This is a genomic window from Fibrisoma montanum (assembly GCF_003583365.1).
GTDB classification, from domain to species: Bacteria; Bacteroidota; Bacteroidia; order Cytophagales; family Spirosomataceae; genus Fibrisoma; species Fibrisoma montanum.
Map to the genome: position 1 here is coordinate 1181652 of NZ_QXED01000001.1, position 19192 is coordinate 1200843.

Annotated in this window: 17 protein-coding genes; 5 read left to right on the plus strand and 12 right to left on the minus strand. The window is 53.6% G+C overall.

Going from position 1 to position 19192, the window contains the following annotated elements:
• Window positions 1-83: 83 nt before the first annotated feature.
• The 7 genes from DYU11_RS05100 to DYU11_RS05130 all read right to left on the minus strand — a co-directional run bounded on the left by DYU11_RS05100 (window position 84) and on the right by DYU11_RS05130 (window position 10348).
• Window positions 84-1499, minus strand: a complete 1416-nt coding sequence (locus DYU11_RS05100) for a TolC family protein (protein WP_119666521.1) — start codon at window positions 1497-1499, stop codon at window positions 84-86.
• Window positions 1500-1601: 102 nt separating this feature from the next.
• Window positions 1602-2702 (minus strand): efflux RND transporter periplasmic adaptor subunit, encoded by a 1101-nt coding sequence (locus DYU11_RS05105; protein WP_119666522.1) that lies wholly within the window; start codon window positions 2700-2702, stop codon window positions 1602-1604.
• Window positions 2703-2721: 19 nt separating this feature from the next.
• Window positions 2722-3027 carry a DUF952 domain-containing protein gene (locus tag DYU11_RS05110; protein WP_119666523.1) on the minus strand — a complete coding sequence of 102 codons (306 nt, stop codon included), beginning with the start codon at window positions 3025-3027 and terminating at the stop codon, window positions 2722-2724.
• Between the two features lie 5 nt (window positions 3028-3032).
• Window positions 3033-6218, minus strand: coding sequence for an efflux RND transporter permease subunit (locus DYU11_RS05115; RefSeq protein ID WP_119666524.1), 3186 nt, complete (start codon window positions 6216-6218; stop codon window positions 3033-3035).
• A gap of 207 nt (window positions 6219-6425) precedes the next feature.
• Window positions 6426-7352: an AraC family transcriptional regulator gene (locus DYU11_RS05120; RefSeq protein WP_119666525.1), complete on the minus strand. Its 927-nt coding sequence runs from the start codon at window positions 7350-7352 to the stop codon at window positions 6426-6428.
• 117 nt (window positions 7353-7469) lie between these two features.
• Window positions 7470-8294 (minus strand): TspO/MBR family protein, encoded by an 825-nt coding sequence (locus DYU11_RS05125; RefSeq protein ID WP_119666526.1) that lies wholly within the window; start codon window positions 8292-8294, stop codon window positions 7470-7472.
• 71 nt (window positions 8295-8365) lie between these two features.
• Complete coding sequence (locus DYU11_RS05130; protein ID WP_199736665.1) at window positions 8366-10348, minus strand: CHU_0125 family OmpA-like outer membrane integrity protein; 1983 nt, start codon at window positions 10346-10348, stop codon at window positions 8366-8368.
• A 360-nt stretch (window positions 10349-10708) separates the two neighbouring features.
• Between DYU11_RS05130 and udk the strand changes: the two genes are divergently transcribed.
• Window positions 10709-11329, plus strand: a complete 621-nt coding sequence (gene udk, locus DYU11_RS05135; protein ID WP_119666527.1) for a uridine kinase — start codon at window positions 10709-10711, stop codon at window positions 11327-11329.
• 126 nt (window positions 11330-11455) lie between these two features.
• On the opposite strand, the gene DYU11_RS05140 is transcribed toward udk, so the two are convergent.
• On the minus strand, window positions 11456-12499 hold the full coding sequence (locus DYU11_RS05140) for a 2Fe-2S iron-sulfur cluster-binding protein (RefSeq protein ID WP_119666528.1): 1044 nt from the start codon (window positions 12497-12499) through the stop codon (window positions 11456-11458).
• A gap of 139 nt (window positions 12500-12638) precedes the next feature.
• Between DYU11_RS05140 and nadA the strand changes: the two genes are divergently transcribed.
• Genes nadA through nadB form a run of 4 tightly spaced genes read left to right on the plus strand, consistent with a single transcriptional unit; the run spans window position 12639 to window position 15824 of the window.
• Window positions 12639-13634, plus strand: coding sequence for a quinolinate synthase NadA (gene nadA, locus DYU11_RS05145; RefSeq protein ID WP_119666529.1), 996 nt, complete (start codon window positions 12639-12641; stop codon window positions 13632-13634).
• A gap of 10 nt (window positions 13635-13644) precedes the next feature.
• On the plus strand, window positions 13645-13869 hold the full coding sequence (locus DYU11_RS05150) for a DUF2281 domain-containing protein (protein WP_119666530.1): 225 nt from the start codon (window positions 13645-13647) through the stop codon (window positions 13867-13869).
• Window positions 13863-14234 (plus strand): type II toxin-antitoxin system VapC family toxin, encoded by a 372-nt coding sequence (locus DYU11_RS05155; RefSeq protein ID WP_119666531.1) that lies wholly within the window; start codon window positions 13863-13865, stop codon window positions 14232-14234. The genes DYU11_RS05150 and DYU11_RS05155 overlap by 7 nt, the downstream gene beginning before the upstream one ends.
• 3 nt (window positions 14235-14237) lie before the next feature.
• Complete coding sequence (gene nadB / locus DYU11_RS05160; protein ID WP_119666532.1) at window positions 14238-15824, plus strand: L-aspartate oxidase; 1587 nt, start codon at window positions 14238-14240, stop codon at window positions 15822-15824.
• 9 nt (window positions 15825-15833) lie between these two features.
• On the opposite strand, the gene DYU11_RS05165 is transcribed toward nadB, so the two are convergent.
• The 4 genes from DYU11_RS05165 to DYU11_RS05180 all read right to left on the minus strand — a co-directional run bounded on the left by DYU11_RS05165 (window position 15834) and on the right by DYU11_RS05180 (window position 18890).
• Window positions 15834-16517, minus strand: a complete 684-nt coding sequence (locus DYU11_RS05165) for a LytR/AlgR family response regulator transcription factor (RefSeq protein WP_119666533.1) — start codon at window positions 16515-16517, stop codon at window positions 15834-15836.
• A 79-nt stretch (window positions 16518-16596) separates the two neighbouring features.
• The gene (locus DYU11_RS05170; RefSeq protein WP_158600213.1) at window positions 16597-17721 is read right to left on the minus strand and encodes a sensor histidine kinase; all 1125 of its coding nucleotides are present in this window, start codon (window positions 17719-17721) and stop codon (window positions 16597-16599) included.
• 74 nt (window positions 17722-17795) lie between these two features.
• The gene (locus DYU11_RS05175; RefSeq protein WP_119666535.1) at window positions 17796-18548 is read right to left on the minus strand and encodes a hypothetical protein; all 753 of its coding nucleotides are present in this window, start codon (window positions 18546-18548) and stop codon (window positions 17796-17798) included.
• A gap of 57 nt (window positions 18549-18605) precedes the next feature.
• A complete protein-coding gene (locus DYU11_RS05180; protein ID WP_119666536.1) occupies window positions 18606-18890 on the minus strand; it encodes a hypothetical protein in 285 nt (94 codons plus the stop codon).
• Between the last annotated feature and the right edge of the window lie 302 nt (window positions 18891-19192).

Here is a 19192-nt window from a genome sequence, read left to right on the forward strand (position 1 = left end):
GCAAGGCAAAGCACAGTGGCCAAATTACACAGCCAGCGGCTGGTCAACAAACAAAATGTATATAGTAACAGAGATTTTATAAATCAGAAGTCCCCACCAAGTGACCTGAGCAAGGCAACTACGTATTGCGCTTCCTGGCTTCGAAGCTGTACCAGCTGGAGTTCGCTGCTAAGCACCGTCCGTTGTGCGTCCAGTACCTCAAGGTACGTCGTTAGTCCCCGCACGTAAAGCTCCCGATTGTACTGCTCCGTCCGGCGAGCCAGCGTCAACGCCTGGCTCTGCTGCTCAATCTGCTGCCGTAATATTGTGAGGTTATCCACTGCCGTTTCGGCTTCCCGTTGCGCCACCTGCAGCGCCTGCTGGTAGGCCTGCTGATTGGTTTGTACCTGCTGCCTGGATAAGGCCACGTTCTGACGGTTCCGGTGCCCTTCGTAGAGCGGTACCGACGCATTGACCCCCACCAGATACGTAGCGCTGCTGGGCGTAACCCACGGACCGATCTGCCCCGAGAGCAATCCACCCGAGCCAACTACCGTCACCCGGGGCAACGTAGTGGCCTGCAGCACCTGTACCTGAGCCTGTGCAATTTCAGTTTGTTTTTCAAACTGTTGTAAATCCGGCCGACGACGAAGCAGGTCGGCGGGGATGCTGCTGTACGACAGAGTTGGTAGCGCATCGGGGAGCGTTCCCGGTTCGAGCCGGAACGTAGTGGGGTCCTGTGCACAAAGCTGAGCCAGACCGTTTACCAGTTCGGTCCGGACCCGTTGGAGCCCCCGTAGCTGAACCTGCAGATTGGCGTAGTCGGTTTCGGCCCGCTGAACATCGATCTGGTTGATCAGCCCGGCCCGGAAGCGTTCGCGAATGATGGCAATGGTTGTATCCCGCGACCGGATGTTGCGTTGAAAAACAGCCTGCTCCGTATCATTGCCCCGGATCAGGTAATAGAACCGGGCTACATCCGACGCCAGAATCAGCCGTAGGATTCGGTAGTCTGTTTCCGATGCCTGTATCTGCAGCGAAGCCACGGCAATGGAGCTGCGAATTCGCCGGAACAGGTCAATTTCGTAGCTGGCATCAATCGGCAGCAGCTGGAACGTATTTAACTGGAAGCGGGGCAAGCGGTCGGCGGCTGTCGGAATGGCGATGGGCCGGTGCTCGGACAGGCTCTGGGTTGTAATTAGGGCACTGCTCCGGACCGACGGTAACAGAAACGACTGAGCCAGCTGCAGACGAATGCGCCCCTCTTCAATCCGGCTTACGGCCGTGCGCAGGTTCGGGCTGTTGTCCAGTCCCTGCCTCACCAGCGACTCCAGCGTGGGGTCACCAAAGCGATTAATTCCAGCCTGAATCAGGTCGGGCGTCGAGGGCATCGGGTTAGCCCCACTTACAGACGGCGCTTGTCCCGGCAACGTCACTCCCCCAGTCGGTGCCGGCGAAGGATTTACTACCGATGGGTTATTACCAAGGGTTGCCGCTCCCCCGCTGGTGTTTAGCGGCATCGTTTGCGCCGATAGTTCACCAGCGATAAAACAGGCCGTTAAGCAAAATAGATAGCTTGTTCGCACGTGTATTAACCGAATACAGACCTACAGAAACCTCACTTATCGCTGCGCAATCGTTTTTTCGCTGCCTGCCTTGCGTAGCCGCACCCGTTGGCCGTCGCGCAGCCGGTCGTTAGGATTGGTTACAACCCGCTCCTGCCCGGTCAGGCCGCTAATCACTTCGATTGTCGTACCGTAGTCACGGCCAAGGGTGACCGGCTGAAACCGTACGGTCTGGTTTGGATCGACCACCACCACACGCGGCCCCTGAGGGGTAATCTGCAACGCATTGGCAGGAACAAGGACGGGTGCGTTTGCCGCAATCATGTCGAATTTCACCTGTCCATACAGCCCCGACGGCAACGCTCCCCCGCGGTTGGGAATGGCGACCTCGGCCAGCAGCGTTCTTGACTCGCTACGTAGCGTACCCGATGTCCGTACCACCCGGCCTTTCAGGGTCTGGTTCTGCAGTTCGGGAATAGTAACCTGAGCCGGCAAACCAACTTTTACGTAGCGGAAGTACGTCTGTGGTACGTCGACAAACACCCGCAGTGTGTCCAGTTTCGCAATTGTAAACAGCGGCTGCCCACTGCTCGGCGACACCAGTGCGCCAATATCCACGTTCCGGTTTGTTACAACGCCACTGAACGGGGCATGAATCTGCTGCAATGCCTTCAACGCCTGCAACCGGCGCAGATTAGCCTGCGAAACGGCCACAGCCGACCGGCGCGTATCGATGTCCTGTTTGGCCACCGCGCCCGGCAGCGTAACGCTTTCTAACCGGTTCAGGTTGGCTTCGGCCAATTGCTGATCGGCCTGTGCCCGGGCAATATCCTGGTCAAGCTCCGGTACGTCGATGGTGGCCAGCAGTTGCCCTTGTCGAACGTTCGTGCCAATGTCTACGTACCACCGGCGCAGGAACCCCTGGGTACGGGCATATAATGGCGTTTCGCGGTACGGTCGAATCTGGCCCGGCAGGGTCAGCGCGGTCGTATCCGAAGCCTGCTTTAAGGGTATGGCATTGACCACCGGCTCCCGGTTGGCTTCGCGATCGGCGGCTGCCTTCAACTCCTGCGTGTTTTTGATCCGGGGCAGTACGCCCACAAAAACAAACAGCGCAATGAGCAGGGCTACCGGAATAAGTATTCTAAGCGATTTCATACAGGTGCTTGATAACCAGTTATCGTATAGTTGCCACGCTTACGACGGCATCTTTGTTCAATGGGCCGTAGAGGTGTGGAAATCGGTCGTTGTTTGTCGATACGTCGTATTTCAGTTCATGCGTCAGCCGGGCCGGGTCAATCTGCACCAGTAATAAGTCAGGAACACCCTGATAATACCGTTCCAGTACGCCGGCTACCTGCTCCTCCGTCGACAGGTGAATGAACCCTTCTGACGCCAGACTTCCCGCTTCGTACGTCGGCTTGTCTTGCCAGCGGGCCCAATCGGTCGCCGTAACGACGTGGTACACGAACTCGTTTGACATAGCTCTTATGCGTTTGCCGACCGGTTTGTTGGCTGCTCTCCTTTATACTTAGCCAGGTAACTGAATACTACCGGTACAAACAACAGAGTTGTGAAGGTAGCCAGGAGCAACCCACCGATCACCGCCCGACCCAGGGGCGCGTTCTGCTCCCCTCCTTCGCCCAGACCCAGCGACATCGGCAGCATACCAATCACCATCGCGATTGCCGTCATCAGAATGGGCCGCAGGCGGGTACGTCCTGCCTCCAGAGCGGCTTCCATGGCATTTCCGCCTACCTCGGGCAGGTGATCCTTGGCAAAACTTACCATCAGAATGCTGTTGGCCGTAGCAACCCCTACGCTCATGATAGCTCCCATCAACGATGGAATGCTGAACGTAGTATGCGTCAGGAACAGCATCCAGACCATGCCGCAGAGGGCACCGGGCAACGCCGTGATGATTATGAATGGATAGCGGAACGACTGAAAGTTGACCACCATCAGCAGATACACCAGCACGGCCGCAAAGACAATACCGATACCCAGTCGGCTGAAGGCGCTTTCCATGCTTTCGACCTGCCCCCGAATGGCGATTTTGTTACCGGGCTTCAATTGGCTTTCGTATTCTTTAACCAGTTTGTTCAGTTCATTAGCCACCGAGCCCAGGTCCGTGCCCTCAACGGCTGCGTACACATCGTAGGCCGGTTGCGTATTCACTCGGTTAATGATCACCGGCGCGGTGGTGCGCTTGATGGTTGTTACGTTGCTCAGCAGTTGCGGCACCGCCTGTTGGTTGGCCGCTACGGGTATACGCAGCAGCTTATCATACGAGTCTAGCTTGTACGGTGGCGTCTGCACAACGATCAGATACGGGAAGCCCGTTACCGGATCGGGCCAGAAGTTCGGCCGTGTTTGTCCGGTTCCGCTGAGCGAAATGTTCATGTTCGTCGCGACGCGCTGTTCGGTCAGGCCAAACTGATTCGCCCGCTCCCGGTCGACGTCCAGAAAAAGTTCCGGCGCATCGAGTACCTGATGCAGGTGTACGTCGACCGCGCCCGGTATCTGGGCAATCCGCTGCCGCAGTTCCCGTGCTACCCGCAGATTATTGGCCCGATCGAAACCGCTGACTTGCACGTCGATGGACGAAGTCAGGCCAAAATTCAGAATCTGGCTGACGATGTCGGCAGGCAGAAAGAAGTACGTTACTTCGGGCATTTCTTCCTGTAGCCGACTGCGCAGTTCCCGAATGTAGTCGTTGGTGGGGCGCGAACGTTCTTCGGTCAGAGAGATCAACAATTCAGCATCCGCCACACCCGCAGTGGAGTTGTCCGTAAAGATGAAGTTGTATCGCTCCGACGTAAGACCGATGTTACTGATCACCGAACCGACTTCCTCGACCGGAATCACATTCCGAACGACCTCCGACGTCAAGGCCGCGATGCGTTCGGTTTCTTCCAGACGCGATCCGGCCGGTGCCCGCAGATGCAGCTTAATCTGACCAGCATCGACTTTCGGGAAAAAATCGCGGCCAATAAACGGCAGCATGGCGCTCGTGAATGCCAGTACGCCGATAAAAATGACAAAAACGAGCTTCCGGTTGGCTAAAGTCCAGTGAAGCGCCCGCATGTATCGGGCCTGGAAACGCTCAAATCCGGCGTTGAACCGATCATAAAACGTAGGACGCGGGGTTTGATGAAGGGCATTGTTCCCCCCGCTCTTTGCCCCATGCCCTTCATTACGAAGCATCAGGTCGGCCATCATCGGCACCAGCGTCCGCGACAGCACATACGACGCCAGCATGGCAAATACCACCGACAGCGCCAGTGGCCCAAACAGGAAACGGGCAGGGCCTTCGAGGAACAAGACCGACGTAAACACAATACAAATGGTCAGCGTCGACACCAGCGTAGGCGTAGCGATCTGGTGAGCACCTTCCAGAATAGCCGTCCGCAGCGGCATGCCCAGCTCCTCATTCCGGTGAATGTTTTCGATGGTTACCGTTGCATCGTCGACCAGAATTCCAATGGCCAGCGCCAGTCCGCCCAAAGTCATGATGTTGAGCGTTTCGCCCATAAAATACAGGACACAGATCGACGTCAGGATCGACAGCGGAATGGAAACGGCAACAATCACCGTACTACGCCAGCTGCCCAGAAAAAGCAGAATCATGGCGGCTGTAAGCAGGGCTGCAATCAGGCCTTCGACCAGTACGCCCTGAATCGACGCCCGCACAAACACCGACTGGTCGAACAACTCCTGAATCCGGAGATTCGAGGGAGCAGCCGCCCGGATGGTCGGTAAGATCTGATTACGGATTTTATCAACAATCTGAGTCGTAGACGCACTTCCGGTTTTTACGATACTCAGCAGAACACCACGGCTGCCGTCCTGCTTCACCACATTGGCCTGCACGGCGGCTCCATCGTGCACATTGGCTACGTCGCGCATGTGGACAACGGTCCCTCCTACGTTTTTAATGGGAATGTCGTTCAACGTCGTGATGACGTCGGGTTTGCTGTTCAGCCGGACGTTGTATTCCCGTTCGGCTACGCGCAGGCTACCAGTGGGCAGGGTCAGGTTCTGGGCCGACACAGCATTGAGGACTTCTTCCGGCGTTACGCCATAAGCCACCAACTGATCCGGCTCCAGGTCGACCATGATCTGGCGGGTTTTTCCCCCAAATGCCTGCGACAGCCGGCTGCCGGGTACGGTCGAGATCTGAGGCCGGATGCGCGTAGTAGCGTAGTCGGTGATCTGTGGTTCGGTCAGGCTGTCGGACGAAAGGCCCAATTGAAGCACGGGTACGTCGGTAGCGTTGTAGCGAACGATCAGGGGAGGCTGCGTTCCGGGTGGCATCCGCACCAGAATGGTCTGCGAGATGGCGGTTACCTGGGCAATGGCCTCCTCAATCCGAACGGTCGGATGAAAGTAAATCCGGATGGAAGCCGTACCGTTGTACGTTTGGGATTCAACCCGCTGAATATCGGCAACGTTGTTGATCAGCGACGTTTCGGAGAAGTTGGTAACCATCTTCTCCATCTCGTTGGTCGACAAGCCGTTATACCCCCAGAGGACCGAAACAACCGGAATATTAATCCGCGGAAAAATGTCGGTCGGCATCTGCGTAACCGACACGCCCCCCATGATCAGGATCAGCAGGGCCATTACCGCAATGGTGTATTTCTTCTCAAGAGCTAAACGTACTATCCACATACTCGCCGAAAGCGTTTCAGCAAAGCCGAGGCTGACCAGTTAGGGCGACGTCAGACAATGCCGTATTTAACAAACAAAAATAACCGGACGCCAACCGCCAAAACAGGTACGTTTCGCAGTTTCACTGGTAAAAAATGCAGATGCCTCACTTACCCGTGATTAAAAATACCATTATTGGTAGATAAAGTTGTGCTCATCAGCTCAACCTCACTGGGTTACGAAAACGCCTTGCTCCTGCTCCCGGTACGCCCGGGGCGTTACACCCGTCAGGTGTTTAAAGAATTTGGTAAAGTTGGAAGGATCATCGAACTGGAGCTGGTAGCCAATTTCGGCCACAGTCAGGTTCGTGTTACGTAACAGGGTCTGGGCTTCCAGAACCGTTCGTTCGCGAATATGCTGCAGGGCCGTTTTACCAGTGTACTTTTTTAAAATGTCGCTCAGATAATGCGGATGAATATGGAGCTGCTGCGCTATGGTGTGTACCGTAGGCAACGTACAGCCATTCTCCATATAATACGTCTGAATCAGTGTCTGGAAGCTTTCGACTAATGATACCGGGTGCGTATGGCTGGTAGCCGAAAGAGCCTGCTGGTAGATTGCACGGCTCTTGATCAACAGCACCTGAAGCAGGTGATATAGCAGCTCATGGCGTTCCGTTTTTTGCAGATCAGGATTGGTGAATTCCGTACGGAGCTGTTCGAATAGAAGGGCTAACTGGTGCGTATCGACCTGACTGATCTGAATGAGCGGATGTGCCCCTCGCCGGTAGAACGGGTGTTCTCGCATAGGATCGCTCAGCACCGACCGCCTGGCCACGAACTCGGGGGTAAACATCAGGATGTAGCCATGCCACTGGTCATCTTTGCGCAGCGACCGGAGGGTCCAGGGCCGCAGAAAGTACAATGTGCTCGAAGAAACGGCGTAAGGCAGCCCATCCAGATGAATGGTTCCGTTGCCTTCGGTGACCAAAGCCGCTACGTACGTATTGCTACGAAACGGCGGTATCACTTCTCCCGGCCCGCCAAACTGCTCGAACGGGTAGATGACAAAGCAACGGTTTGTAGCGTCAATGGACTTAACTACCTTCAGAAAATCGGGCAGGCTGTCGTAATACGGGATGGCTTGAGTCTCCACGGCGATTGAGCACAGGCAATGAATACCAATACAACCGTGAAAGTTACCAAACAATTTGCTTATGTGCGCACGAAAGCCAGTAAGATGTTTGGCAAAGAGAGCTGATAGCTCGCCTTGTCAATGCCGAACTTCCAGTTCCATCACCGGCGGTTTGCGGGTGATGATGCCGGAGATGGCCAGCAGCACGGCTCCGACGGCCCCCGCTACGGCGAACAACGGCACACGTTCGTTGCCTTCCTGCTCTACTGCAATAGCCACATAAGCCCAGGCAAACACGAGTATGTAGGACAGGCTGCGGAACCGGTTAAACACAAACGCGCCAATAACCAGCCCTACGATCAGAATACCTATTGCCCATTCGGCTTCGTTGAGTCCGAACAGATCAAACTCGGTTGCTTCCAGATACACCGCTACGTTCAGGATGGTTGCTACGGTAAGCCAGCCAAAGTAAATCGAAAAAGGAACCCGCGCCAGCCAGGTTTCCGTGGCTGATACGTATGACTCGGGCAGCGATGCATCCAGGTCCGGTGCGACAACCGGTACGTGGTGGCGAGCCAGGAGTTTCTGCTCAATGATGATGAGCGATACTAGCATAACCAGAATAACCAGCAGTGCAAGGCCAATCTGCTCGTTGTTGAACAAAGGGCTCCAGATAGCGTTGCAGAAGGCATTCAGGATCACCCACGGTCCGACGGCCCGAAAACGCGGGTTTGTTCGCTGCGACGGCAACGCCTGGTACACCGCGAAGGCCAGTAAACCTAGGAAGATAAGCCCCCAGATGGCAAAAGCATAACCGGCGGGAGTAATTAGTGTATGGTACTTATCGGATACCTCGCCGTTGGTCTGGCCACCAAATACCCCGGCGTTGGACAGGTAGTTCATCACAATCAGCGACACGATGCTGAAGACGACGAGGAACTGTCTGAGTCGATCATTACCCATAAAAAACCCGTTTATTGATACGTTATCAACAAACGGGTTTCAGGTAATGTTTGCTGCCGATGGTATCGGCCTTACAGCGACAGAATCTTGAACTCAGTCCGGCGGTTTCGCTGATGTTCCTCCTCAGTCTTGGCGTTTTTCACCACCAACTGCGTTTCACCATAGCCTTTGGCTACCATACGGTCGGCGTCCACGCCTTTTGATACGATGTAGTCGACAGCCGATTTAGCCCGGTTCTGCGACAGGCGCATGTTGTAGGCATCCGGAGCCCGTACGTCCGTATGTGAGCTCAATTCAATTTTCAGCGTCGGGTTGTCTTTCAGGATCGTAACCAGCTTATCGAGTTCTTCGGCCGCATCCGGACGGATATTAAACTTGTCGAGGTCATAATAGATATTCTCCAGTACGAACGTCCGGTTTAGGGTTGCCTTATCCAGCAGGATCGCTACGTTAAAGGTCGTATCGGTCTGCGGCTTGGTCAAAAACACCTCCGGAATGCTCTTGCCTTGCATCGTGAACGGCTCCCGGCGGGTCAGATACCCTTTGCGCTCGGCCAGAATGGTATAATCCTTACCTTCCTGCAGTGGATACTTACCGAACGTACCCGGCTGACCCGTCACCACCTCGGCGATCGGCTGACCCGTGGCATCGTCGATGATGCGAACCCGCGCCGAATCAAGTGGCGCTACGGGTTGCTCATTAGCCGACACAGTTCCGGCCAGGAAGTAGCGAACGGTCTTGGGCGCATTCTGGGCAATGGTCGGCGGAGCTTCGGTGGTTGTTGTACCTTCCTCGAAGAAATAAATATCATCGTCGCCCTTGCCGCCTTCCCGGTTCGAGGCCAGGAACCCTTTTTCCGGCTCGGTGAAGATCAAACCAAAATCATCGGCGGGCGAATTGATGGGCTGTCCCATGTTTTCAACCCGCGTTACGCCCCCCGATCGGGTTGCTACAAAAACGTCGAGCTTGCCAAGGCCCGGATGCCCATCCGAAGCAAAGTATAATTTAGCATCAGCGCTGACGTACGGGAACATTTCGTCGCCGGGGGTATTAATATCCCGACCCATGTTTACCGGACGGCTGAAGCGGCCCGATGCATCGATGCTGGTGCGGTACAGGTCAATTCCGCCCTGTCCACCGGCCCGGTTAGAGGCAAAGTACAGCGTTTTACCGTCGACGGAGAAAGCCGGTGAGCCGTCCCAGGCCGTTGAGTCGCTGATCGGCAGCCGCTGCGGTTCGCTCCAGGTGTTTCCTTCGCCCAGTCGGCTAATGAACAGATCTACGTCCAGACCACCCTTCCGCTTACCGTTGTTTCCCCGCGCCAGAATCATGGTCTTGCCGTCTTTCGAAAAAGCAGGCGTTCCTTCGTTAACGTCTTCCTTGAAAATATTGGCGCTGAACCGTTCAGGAGCGTTACCCGTTTCGTCAAGCTTCTGGTTGAGTTTAGTCTTGTACAGGCCCAGCATCTGCTGGCCGTTGTTTTTATAGACTTTGTCTTTTCGAGAAGCCGTAAAAATCAGCTCTTCACCCCGCACAATGGGCGCAAACTCTGCCCCCGGCGAGTTGAGGTTGCCCATATTCTTCAGATTGATCTGGGTCTTTTTCCGGGCGAGAATATCCATAGCCCGCAAGGTTTCGACCTCCCGTTTGGCTTTTTCGAGCGTGGCTTTACCGATTGTTTTGGGCGCTTTTGCCACAAACTGCTGGAGTTGCTCCAGCGCACCGGCATAATTTCCCTGCGTTTTCAGGGCGTAGGCGTAGTTGAACCGGGCGTTTGGCTCCTGCGTCCCGGCTTCGATGGCTTTCTGGTAAAACGGAGCGGCTTCGGCAAAACGGTTCGACTGGCGGTAGGCTTCGGCTTCGTAGTAATTCAGCTTGGCCGCATCAATGTTTCCCTTGCGGGCCTTTTCAAACTGCGGAATTGCCAGGTTATACTCCCCGGCGTCATAGTGCCGGACACCTTTTTTATACGCCTGCATGGCTGAGTTACAGCCCGACAGCCCGGTGGCTAAGCCTAACGCCACCAGCAGCACAGACGACGTATTGATCCTCATATAACTTGCGTGAAGGGTAAACAGTACTTTGCCGGCAAGATAAGCAAATCCTGACGGGTCTTACTTTTAACGAATACAATCTAATTTTATTGGTGAATGTTTGGGCGTAATCGATCAATGTACCTGCTTTTTCGACACCACCCATTCCTCCATAACGCCAACATTTTATAATCGACCGGCTATGGCCCGAAAGGGTTGTAATCTGGTCTGAATTTCGCCGGGGCTTCAGGTGCTGCGGGTGTGGTGCCTTCAGCAGGTAAAGTCGTAAAAAGCCTCCACTTCACCAATCGCACGAATAAACGCATCCGCGGCCTGGGTTTTCCTTTCCAACCGTCTTTTTGCCGTAAATTCGCACTCATTATGACCATAAAACCATTTATCGTCGGCATCACCGGCGGCAGTGCCTCCGGCAAAACGTCGTTCCTGCGTGGGTTGCTCAGTGCGTTTTCGGCCAACGACGTTTGCTTGATTTCTCAGGATAACTATTACCGCCCGCTTCACGAGATCGCTGTCGATGATCAGGGTATACATAATTTTGATTTACCCGAAACGATTGACCATCATCGCTACGCCGAACACATTCGTCAGTTGCGGGAAGGCCACGTTGTGGAACAGATCGAATACACGTTCAATAATCCGAATGTTGTTCCCGAGATTCTGACCTTTCACCCTGCCCCAATCATTGTTGTAGAGGGGATTTTCGTGTTTCACTTCCGCGAGCTGGCCGATCAGATGGATTTGAAAATCTTCATCGATGCCAAGAACAGCATCAAGCTCGAACGGCGCGTCAAGCGGGATGCCGAAGAACGTGGTTATGACCTCGACGACGTAATGTACCGGTGGAAATACCACGTTAAGCCAACTTACAAGCGGTATATCAAACCCTACCGCGCCGAAGCGGACATTGTGATTCCCAATAACGTTCAGTACCAGAAAGGCCTGGATGTAGTCATCGCGTTCCTGAAAACGAAGATAGTGTAAGAGGAATGGAAGAGGAGATGGAGGAATAAGGTCTGACGGTACGTCTGACCGCACTGGTAATATACAAACGGTCAGACGTACCGTCAGACCTTGTCGGCAATTGGCGTTTCCCTTTCTCCTTTCCTCCTAAATTTCCAGCACAACCCCGTCGCTTTCCGGGTAGCCGGTGCAGGTCAGCACCCAGCCGTCGCGGAGGTCTTTATCAGTTAGTACGTCGTTGATAGTCATGTGAACACTTCCAGACAGGCATCGGGCCGTGCAGGTCGAACACCGCCCGCCTTTGCAACTATACGGCAGGGAAACCCCTTCGTCCAAAGCCGCCTGCAGGATGGACTTGTAAGCCGGAACCTGAATGTTGATCTCCCGCCCCCGAAACCGGAGCAGCACCGTTCGATCGACGGCCAGCGCCGGGGGCGGGGTTCGGACGACCGGATTGATTACAAAGTTTTCCTGCCGGATCTGCTCCGGACCGAGGCCGCTGAAAACCAGTGTAAACCGTACCATCCGCATATAATCAGCGGGTCCACACACGTAGCACCGAACCGTATTGAAATCGGACCCGATCAAAGTTGGCAGCAGGCGCTCCAGCATCATGTTGTTCAACCGCCCGATCAGCCCCTGCCAGTTGTCGGATGGGCTACTAAGCAGATACAGGAGCCGAAAGCGATCGGAGAATAGCCCCTGCAGATGGTCCAGTTCGTCGCGGAAGATGATATCACGTTCATTGGAGCTGCTGTACAGCAACGTTATGCGTCGGTCGGGCTCTGTTTGTAAGGTATGTTTCAGAATCGAAAACAAAGGCGTGATACCGCTGCCAGCGCCAAGCAGCAACACGTCGCCCGAATGGTCGGGGTCGAGGGTAAACCGCCCGGCAGGAGGTAAACACGTCAGTACATCCCCCACCTCAAGCGTATCCAGCAGGTAGCGTGATATTTCGCCGTTGGTAATTCGCTTGATGGTCAGGCGTAGCTGCTGGTCAACGCCGGGCGCCGAACTGAGCGAATAGGACCGCCGAACCTCATGGCCCCCATGCTCGATAATCAGGGTCAGAAACTGCCCGGCCCGGTACGAAACCGGCCGACCGTCAACCGGTTCGAGCCAGTAGCTTCTCGCATCCAGGGTTTCAGATTTTATCTCGGTGATCCGTAAGAACAGAAACTCGTCGTTCATAGTGAGCACAGGCCTGCTGTTTTTGCTACAACCGGGTAAATAGGGTTAGATGTTTGAAAGCCGAAAACCTTTGCGCAAATTCGCCGGTTGAGACATTTTTTGGCGTCTGATTGTTTAGATGTTACAAACAGCCAACCACATGGAAGCAATTCTGGAAGAAGTAAAGCGCGTGGGTTATGTGAACGAGCCCGTGGCCGACAATATAGATTTAGTAGCCGAAATCAACCGGCTCAGGAAAGAGAAAAACGCAGTTATTCTGGCTCATTACTACGTAGACGGCGCCATTCAGGACCTGGCCGACTACATCGGCGATAGCCTGGGCCTGTCGCAGCAGGCCGCCAGCACCGACGCAGATATGATCGTGTTCTGCGGGGTGCACTTCATGGGTGAAACCGCCAAAATTCTGTCGCCGGACAAGAAAGTGGTCATTCCGGATCTGAACGCCGGTTGCTCACTGGCTGATTCGGCTCCTGCCGATAAGTTTGCGGCCTTCAAAGCGCAGTACCCCGACCACATTGTGCTGTCGTACATCAACTGCTCGGCCGATATCAAGGCACTGTCCGACATCATCGTTACGTCGTCGAATGCGCTCAAGATTGTTGAGAGCCTGCCGAAGGATCAAAAAATCATTTTTGCGCCCGACGCGAACCTGGGCCGCTTTATTGAGAAGAAGACGGGCCGCGACATGGTGCTGTGGGATGGTGCCTGCATTGTCCATATCGATATTTCGCTGGAGAAACTGCAGGCTTTGCGCGAGAAGTACCCCGATGCCAAGTTCATCGCCCACCCCGAATGCCAGGAGCATATTCTGGTCCACGCCGACTATGTTGGGTCAACAACGGCGCTGCTGAAGTACGTAGTGGACAGTCCGGAACAGACCTTCATCGTTGGAACCGAAGCGGGAATTCTGCACAAGATGCGGCAGGCGGCTCCGCATAAGAAAATCATTCCGGCACCGGCCAATGAGAACAACACCTGCGCCTGCTCGGAGTGCCCGTACATGAAGATGAACACGCTGGAAAAGCTTTATAATTGCATGCTGTACGAGCAGCCGGAGATTCTGGTACCGGAAGAGGTACGGGTTAAGGCCGAAGCCTCGGTACTGCGGATGCTGGAAATGAGCAAGAGTTTATAACTAATCGATTATGAGCGAACTTATCGCAAAATTCCAGGCGCTTGATGAGCAGGCTCAACAGGAAGTTGTCGATTTTGTAGACTTCCTGCTGGAAAAAAAAGGGCGCCGGAAACCTTACGATCCGGAAGAGTACAAGAGAAAATTGCAGAGTATTTCCGTATGGTCTGATCAAGACATTAAACCAATTGAAGAAGCTCAGCAACACTTCAATAACTGGAAAGCCTTGGAATGGTAGTCGACACTAGTGTATTTATAGAGCATATTCGTGCGAAAGACAAAGCCAGTACAAGCCTTACTTCAATAGCCTCTGTACAAGATAAATATGTGTCGTCGGCAACCATATACGAGTTGTACTGTGGCGCTACTTCAGCTGGAAAAGCGGCAGAGTTAGCTGTCCTGTTAAGTGATTTCGTTGAGTTATCATTTGACCGATTAGTAGCCATAAAGGCCGCGGAATTGTTCATTAATCTAAAGCGCCGGAACCAATTGGTTGGCCCGCTTGATATTCTGATTGCGGCCACGGCACTGGTTCATAATCTGCCCGTTAAGACGCTCAACATAAGTCACTTCGGACGGGTTGACGGGCTTATTATTTTATAAAATATGCCCCACCAATATGATTTCTTAGTCATCGGTTCCGGAATTGCCGGGCTGAGCTACGCCACCAAACTGGCCCTGCATTACGAACAGACGCAGACTCCCATCCGCATCGCCGTTATTACGAAGGTGCAGGCCGACGAGACCAATACCAAATACGCCCAGGGCGGTATCGCGGCCGTGTGGTCGGAAGAGGATTCCTTTGAGAAGCACATTGAAGATACAATGATTGCCGGGGACTACCTCAGCGACCGGCATATCGTTGAAACGGTGGTACGAGAAGCACCGGAACGAATCCGTGAACTGATCAGCTACGGCACCCGATTTGACAAGGAACATAACGGCACCGACTATGATCTGGCCAAGGAAGGCGGCCACTCCGACTACCGGATTCTACATTTCAAGGACATTACCGGCGCGGAAATTGAGCGGGCCCTGCTGGAAAAAGCCCATTCGCTGTCGAGCATTGAAATTTTCACGCACTACTACGCCGTCGAACTGATTACCCGCCACCACCTTGGCGAAACGGTTCATCGCTACGATACCGACAATGTGTGCTTTGGTGCTTACGTGCTGAACACCCAGACCGGCCAGGTCGAGAAATTTCTGGCTAAAACCACCTTGCTGGCTACCGGCGGAATTGGGAATGTGTATCAAAACACAACGAATCCCAGCATTGCGACCGGCGACGGTATTGCCATGGCCTACCGCGCCAAGGGCATCTGCAAGGACATGGAGTTTATCCAATTCCACCCCACGGCGCTATATGAGCCCGAAAAGAAACCAAATTTTCTGATTTCGGAGGCTGTACGAGGCTTTGGGGGAGTGTTGAAAAACATGAAGGGAGAAACCTTTATGGAGCATTATGACTCCCGGCTTTCGCTGGCTCCCCGCGACATTGTGGCCCGGGCCATTGACTCCGAAATGAAAAAGACCGGCGATCCGCACGTCTATATTGATGTGACCCACGTCGACTACGAGCGGTTCGTCGAACACTTCCCCAACATCACGGCCTATTGCCGCGACAATTATGGGCTTGACCTGCGAAAGGATTACATTCCGGTTGTGCCGGCCCAGCATTACATGTGCGGGGGTATCCGGGTCAACGAGTGGGGGCAGACCAATATCAACTACCTCTACGCCGTCGGCGAATGCGCCTGCACCGGCCTGCACGGAGCCAACCGGCTGGCTTCCAACTCCCTGCTCGAAGCGGTTGTATTTGGTCACCGGGCGTATCTGAAAACGCTCGAAGATTTCGATCAGGTTGTAGTGCCCACCGAGATTCCCGACTGGAACGATGCTGGTACATCACATCCCGAAGAACTCATTCTGGTAACAGAAATCCAACGCGAACTCGAAGCGATTATGTCCAACTACGTCGGTATCGTGCGCTCGAACCGGCGACTAAAGCGGGCAATGGATCGGCTCGAACTGCTGTACCTGGAGCACGAAGAACTGTATCGGCAGTCGAAGGTATCGGTACGAATCTGTGAACTACGCAATATGATTGAGATCGCTTATCTGGTTATCAAAGCGGCCATGTCCCGGCGCGACAACCGGGGGCTGCATTTTAACCTGGATAACCTCAAATAACTTATCCGGCTACTTCACCCGTTCGAGCAACTCGTCGCGGTAGCTTCCGCTGAGCGGCACCTGCACTTTACCAATGGTTAGCTGGTGCCGCTCAATTTTTTCAATCCGGTTCAGCGCAACGATATACGACTTATGAATCCGCATGAATTCATCGGCGGGCAGCATCTCCACTGCTTCGCCGATGGTCATCCGTGTCAGGGTTTTCTTACCGATCTCCTGAAACGTCAGGTAGTTTCCTTCTGACTCCACGAAGAGCAACTCATCCAGATTGATACGTACCCAGTCGTAGCCATCTTTAACAAATACGTAGGGCGACTTCTTATCGGATCCGGCCAGTCGCTCAAAGGCCTTGTTAGCCGCCTGCAGGAAGCGCCCGAATGCAATTGGTTTGAGCAGATAATCCAGCGCACTTAATTCAAAGCCCTGCAAAGCATATTCCGGATAGGCCGTTGTGAAGATCACCAGCGATTTATTTCCCACTACCTGCGCAAAATCCAGCCCGGTCAGATCAGGCATGTTAATGTCGAGGAAGATCAAATCAACCGGCTCAGTCCTCAAAAAAGCCAGTGCTTCAATGGCGTTGACAAACGTGCGACGAAGGTCCAAAAACGGCACTTTACCGGCGTGCGCACTAATTACATCGAGCGCAATCGGCTCGTCGTCAATGGCGATGCAACGGAGGGTGGTGGGCATACGATTTCAGGGCAGTTACGTTCAAAAGCAATAAGGCGGTACGTGTCAGCGCTGACTAGTTCTGCATAAATCATCGGAGCTACAACCTGATCGTTAATGAGACCCTGAATACGTCACCGTCCTCGCCAGCGACCAGCAGATGCCGATCAGGATAAGCCAGTTCAAGCCGCTTGCGAACATTGGCCAGGCCCAGTCCAGTCCCCTTCTCCAGATCGGTCCGGGGCAGAATACTGTTTTCGGTCAGCAGATAAAGCGTACCATCCTGCACCCGTAACTGAATCCGCACAAAACAGGGGTTTTGAATACTAATACCGTATTTAAAGGCATTCTCGATCAATGGATTCAGCAGCAGAGGTACGATCTGGGCCGGTTTCTCATCCCAGTCCATGTCGACCTCAATCCGGATATGCGCCTTATCAGGAATTCGAATGCGCTGCAGTTCTACGTAATCATCAATAAACCGAAGCTCCCGCTGAATTGTGGTCGTCTGCAACCTGGACTCTTCCATTACGTAGCGCACAATACCCGAGAGCTGCTGAATACTTTCGGCCGTACGCGGGCTTTGCTCCATGAGGGCTGTGCCGTAGATGTTGTTCAGCGAATTGAACAGGAAATGTGGATTAACCTGCGCCTTCAGCGCATCGAGTTCAGCCTGCGCTTTTTGCTGGATAAGCGCAAGCTGAACTTTATGCCCTTTACGATAATCCGTAATGAAGCCATATACCACCATATAGATCAGTATAATCAGGGCCATAGTTGAGGAAACCTCCCGGTGGTAGTCGCTCACTTTGATTGTCCCATTGGTCGCCTGGTGCATCCGATACGTATTGCCGTCAAACCCAAACGCGTCAGTAAACAGTTTGGACATGCCTATGTACAGGATGAAAAGCCAGATAACGTACAGGACGATGTAGGCAATCTGGTTGCTTTTAAAAACCCGCTTATGAAAGATGACGTAATACAAATGCGCAACGCCAGTCAATACGCCAACAATGATTGCGGCAACCAGCACCACCCCGACGTAAATGCTTAAGGGCAAACCAGTGGTCTTCTGCGGTATCCCCCGGCCATCGGCATAGCCGTCGTTGAAGCCTTTCTCAATCGCACTGAAATCAGTAAACCAACCCAACAGAGCTGCACTTCCGGCGATAGCGGCCCACAAGGCAACACGCTGCCACAACGGTGAAATTGTCAGCCTGGGCAACAGTCGTCTTGCCGGTTGTGGTCTGGTGCCGGTCACTGCCGTATCCTTTTTCAAAGTGCTGTCTAGAACCACCATTAAAAATACAGGAATCGTATAAGTTCAAAACCCATTGGCAGGCTCATCATCAGGATGTGAGCACGTACGGCGGCCCAGAACCCGTATTTTATTCGAATATACCCTAAGTACGTTCCCAACAATATACCAGGCGCCAGCAGGACTATTAACCCAAAGCCCTTTGTTGTTGTCAACGACAAAATTCCGTCGGCCCAGAATAAGGCATAAGCTACGACAAGTGCGTAGAATATACCCCGGAAATTAACGCGCCAAAATAACTCAACCTGCGCAAATATTCTCGGCCGCTTCAGAAATTGCCTGACAACATGGGCCAGGCCAACCCAGAGCAGAAAAAGCCACAGGCCGGTATAAACATGCGCTATGGCTTTGATGTCGTTGTAGTAGTTACCCAGGAGCAGAAGCAGCAGAAAAGCCACCAGATTAGCCAGTCGACCGGGGGTAATCTTCAGCACCGACCGAAAGATCGTTTCCGACACCAGTGGAACCAATACACATACCGTAATGACTATGGCCAACGGATTCGAATGCGATCGGGTTAAAAGCCACCCCACCTGCTGGCCAGTCAGGTAGCTAACCAGCTGTAACAGAACGATCGTAAGCGCCGTAATGCTTAGAAACAGCGGAAGCTCAGACCGGAGCAAGCCGGCAGGCTCCTGTTTACGTTGGCTCAGCGTTCCATCCTGTGGCCAAATGTATGCCGGTTGCCAGACAAATTTTCGGAAGTCGGCTGTATGAAGTGAGATCGGTTTCATGGGTACGTAGTCAGTTTGGGAATTGGTTTTTGAAAACGCTGACAGATACAATCCTTGTCAAAAAGCCGTTACATCCGCAGGCCGCGACAGCACATCCGGCGCTGCGCCATCAGTTGCAGCGGGCTGGTGTTTCCCCCTGGCAGGGTTTTCACTGGTGGGCCTGACCGGCTGATCAGTAGTGGGCTCAAAACCATCGATGGTGCGGGTCGGCTCAACCAACGTATCAGAACGAACCGACGTGTCTGTCAGCACAGCTTTGGCAGGCTTGATGTCGTTGCCGGTACAGGCGGTAAAGACTAGAGCAGTCAGAAAAAAAGCAGCAATGCGGTTGATAGCTTTCATGGCGATGTATGTTGTTGGTTACTGTTCAGCAGCGGATCTGCGTGATGAACGATTCAAAACAAACACCTCGCCGACTAGCTTTAAAATTGATGGGACGAAGTGACCAGTATCTGGGATCAAACGCCGGAAGTTTGTGATTTTTCGGGATTCGATCAGAGGAAAGCTTTGCCTTTAAAAAAGCCTTGTCCAAGGCTGACTTCTGCGTTAAACGCATCACGGTTGACACAGCAGCCCACGCAGCTCGTTTAGCGGATCAGGCCACGTTGCAGCCAGCAGCAATTCTGCCAACTTAAATGAACAAG

What these genes read in the sequence shown, in the direction of transcription:
- udk (WP_119666527.1), top strand. Translation starts at nt 10,709, where the DNA reads ATGACCATAAAACCATTTATCGTCGGCATCACCGGCGGCAGTGCCTCC.
- DYU11_RS05105 (WP_119666522.1), bottom strand. Translation starts at nt 2,702, where the DNA reads ATGAAATCGCTTAGAATACTTATTCCGGTAGCCCTGCTCATTGCGCTG.
- DYU11_RS05130 (WP_199736665.1), bottom strand. Translation starts at nt 10,348, where the DNA reads ATGAGGATCAATACGTCGTCTGTGCTGCTGGTGGCGTTAGGCTTAGCC.
- DYU11_RS05150 (WP_119666530.1), top strand. Translation starts at nt 13,645, where the DNA reads ATGAGCGAACTTATCGCAAAATTCCAGGCGCTTGATGAGCAGGCTCAA.
- DYU11_RS05100 (WP_119666521.1), bottom strand. Translation starts at nt 1,499, where the DNA reads ATGCCGCTAAACACCAGCGGGGGAGCGGCAACCCTTGGTAATAACCCA.
- DYU11_RS05140 (WP_119666528.1), bottom strand. Translation starts at nt 12,499, where the DNA reads ATGAACGACGAGTTTCTGTTCTTACGGATCACCGAGATAAAATCTGAA.
- DYU11_RS05110 (WP_119666523.1), bottom strand. Translation starts at nt 3,027, where the DNA reads ATGTCAAACGAGTTCGTGTACCACGTCGTTACGGCGACCGATTGGGCC.
- DYU11_RS05165 (WP_119666533.1), bottom strand. Translation starts at nt 16,517, where the DNA reads ATGCCCACCACCCTCCGTTGCATCGCCATTGACGACGAGCCGATTGCG.
- nadB (WP_119666532.1), top strand. Translation starts at nt 14,238, where the DNA reads ATGCCCCACCAATATGATTTCTTAGTCATCGGTTCCGGAATTGCCGGG.
- DYU11_RS05175 (WP_119666535.1), bottom strand. Translation starts at nt 18,548, where the DNA reads ATGAAACCGATCTCACTTCATACAGCCGACTTCCGAAAATTTGTCTGG.
- nadA (WP_119666529.1), top strand. Translation starts at nt 12,639, where the DNA reads ATGGAAGCAATTCTGGAAGAAGTAAAGCGCGTGGGTTATGTGAACGAG.
- DYU11_RS05115 (WP_119666524.1), bottom strand. Translation starts at nt 6,218, where the DNA reads ATGTGGATAGTACGTTTAGCTCTTGAGAAGAAATACACCATTGCGGTA.
- DYU11_RS05155 (WP_119666531.1), top strand. Translation starts at nt 13,863, where the DNA reads ATGGTAGTCGACACTAGTGTATTTATAGAGCATATTCGTGCGAAAGAC.
- DYU11_RS05180 (WP_119666536.1), bottom strand. Translation starts at nt 18,890, where the DNA reads ATGAAAGCTATCAACCGCATTGCTGCTTTTTTTCTGACTGCTCTAGTC.
- DYU11_RS05125 (WP_119666526.1), bottom strand. Translation starts at nt 8,294, where the DNA reads ATGGGTAATGATCGACTCAGACAGTTCCTCGTCGTCTTCAGCATCGTG.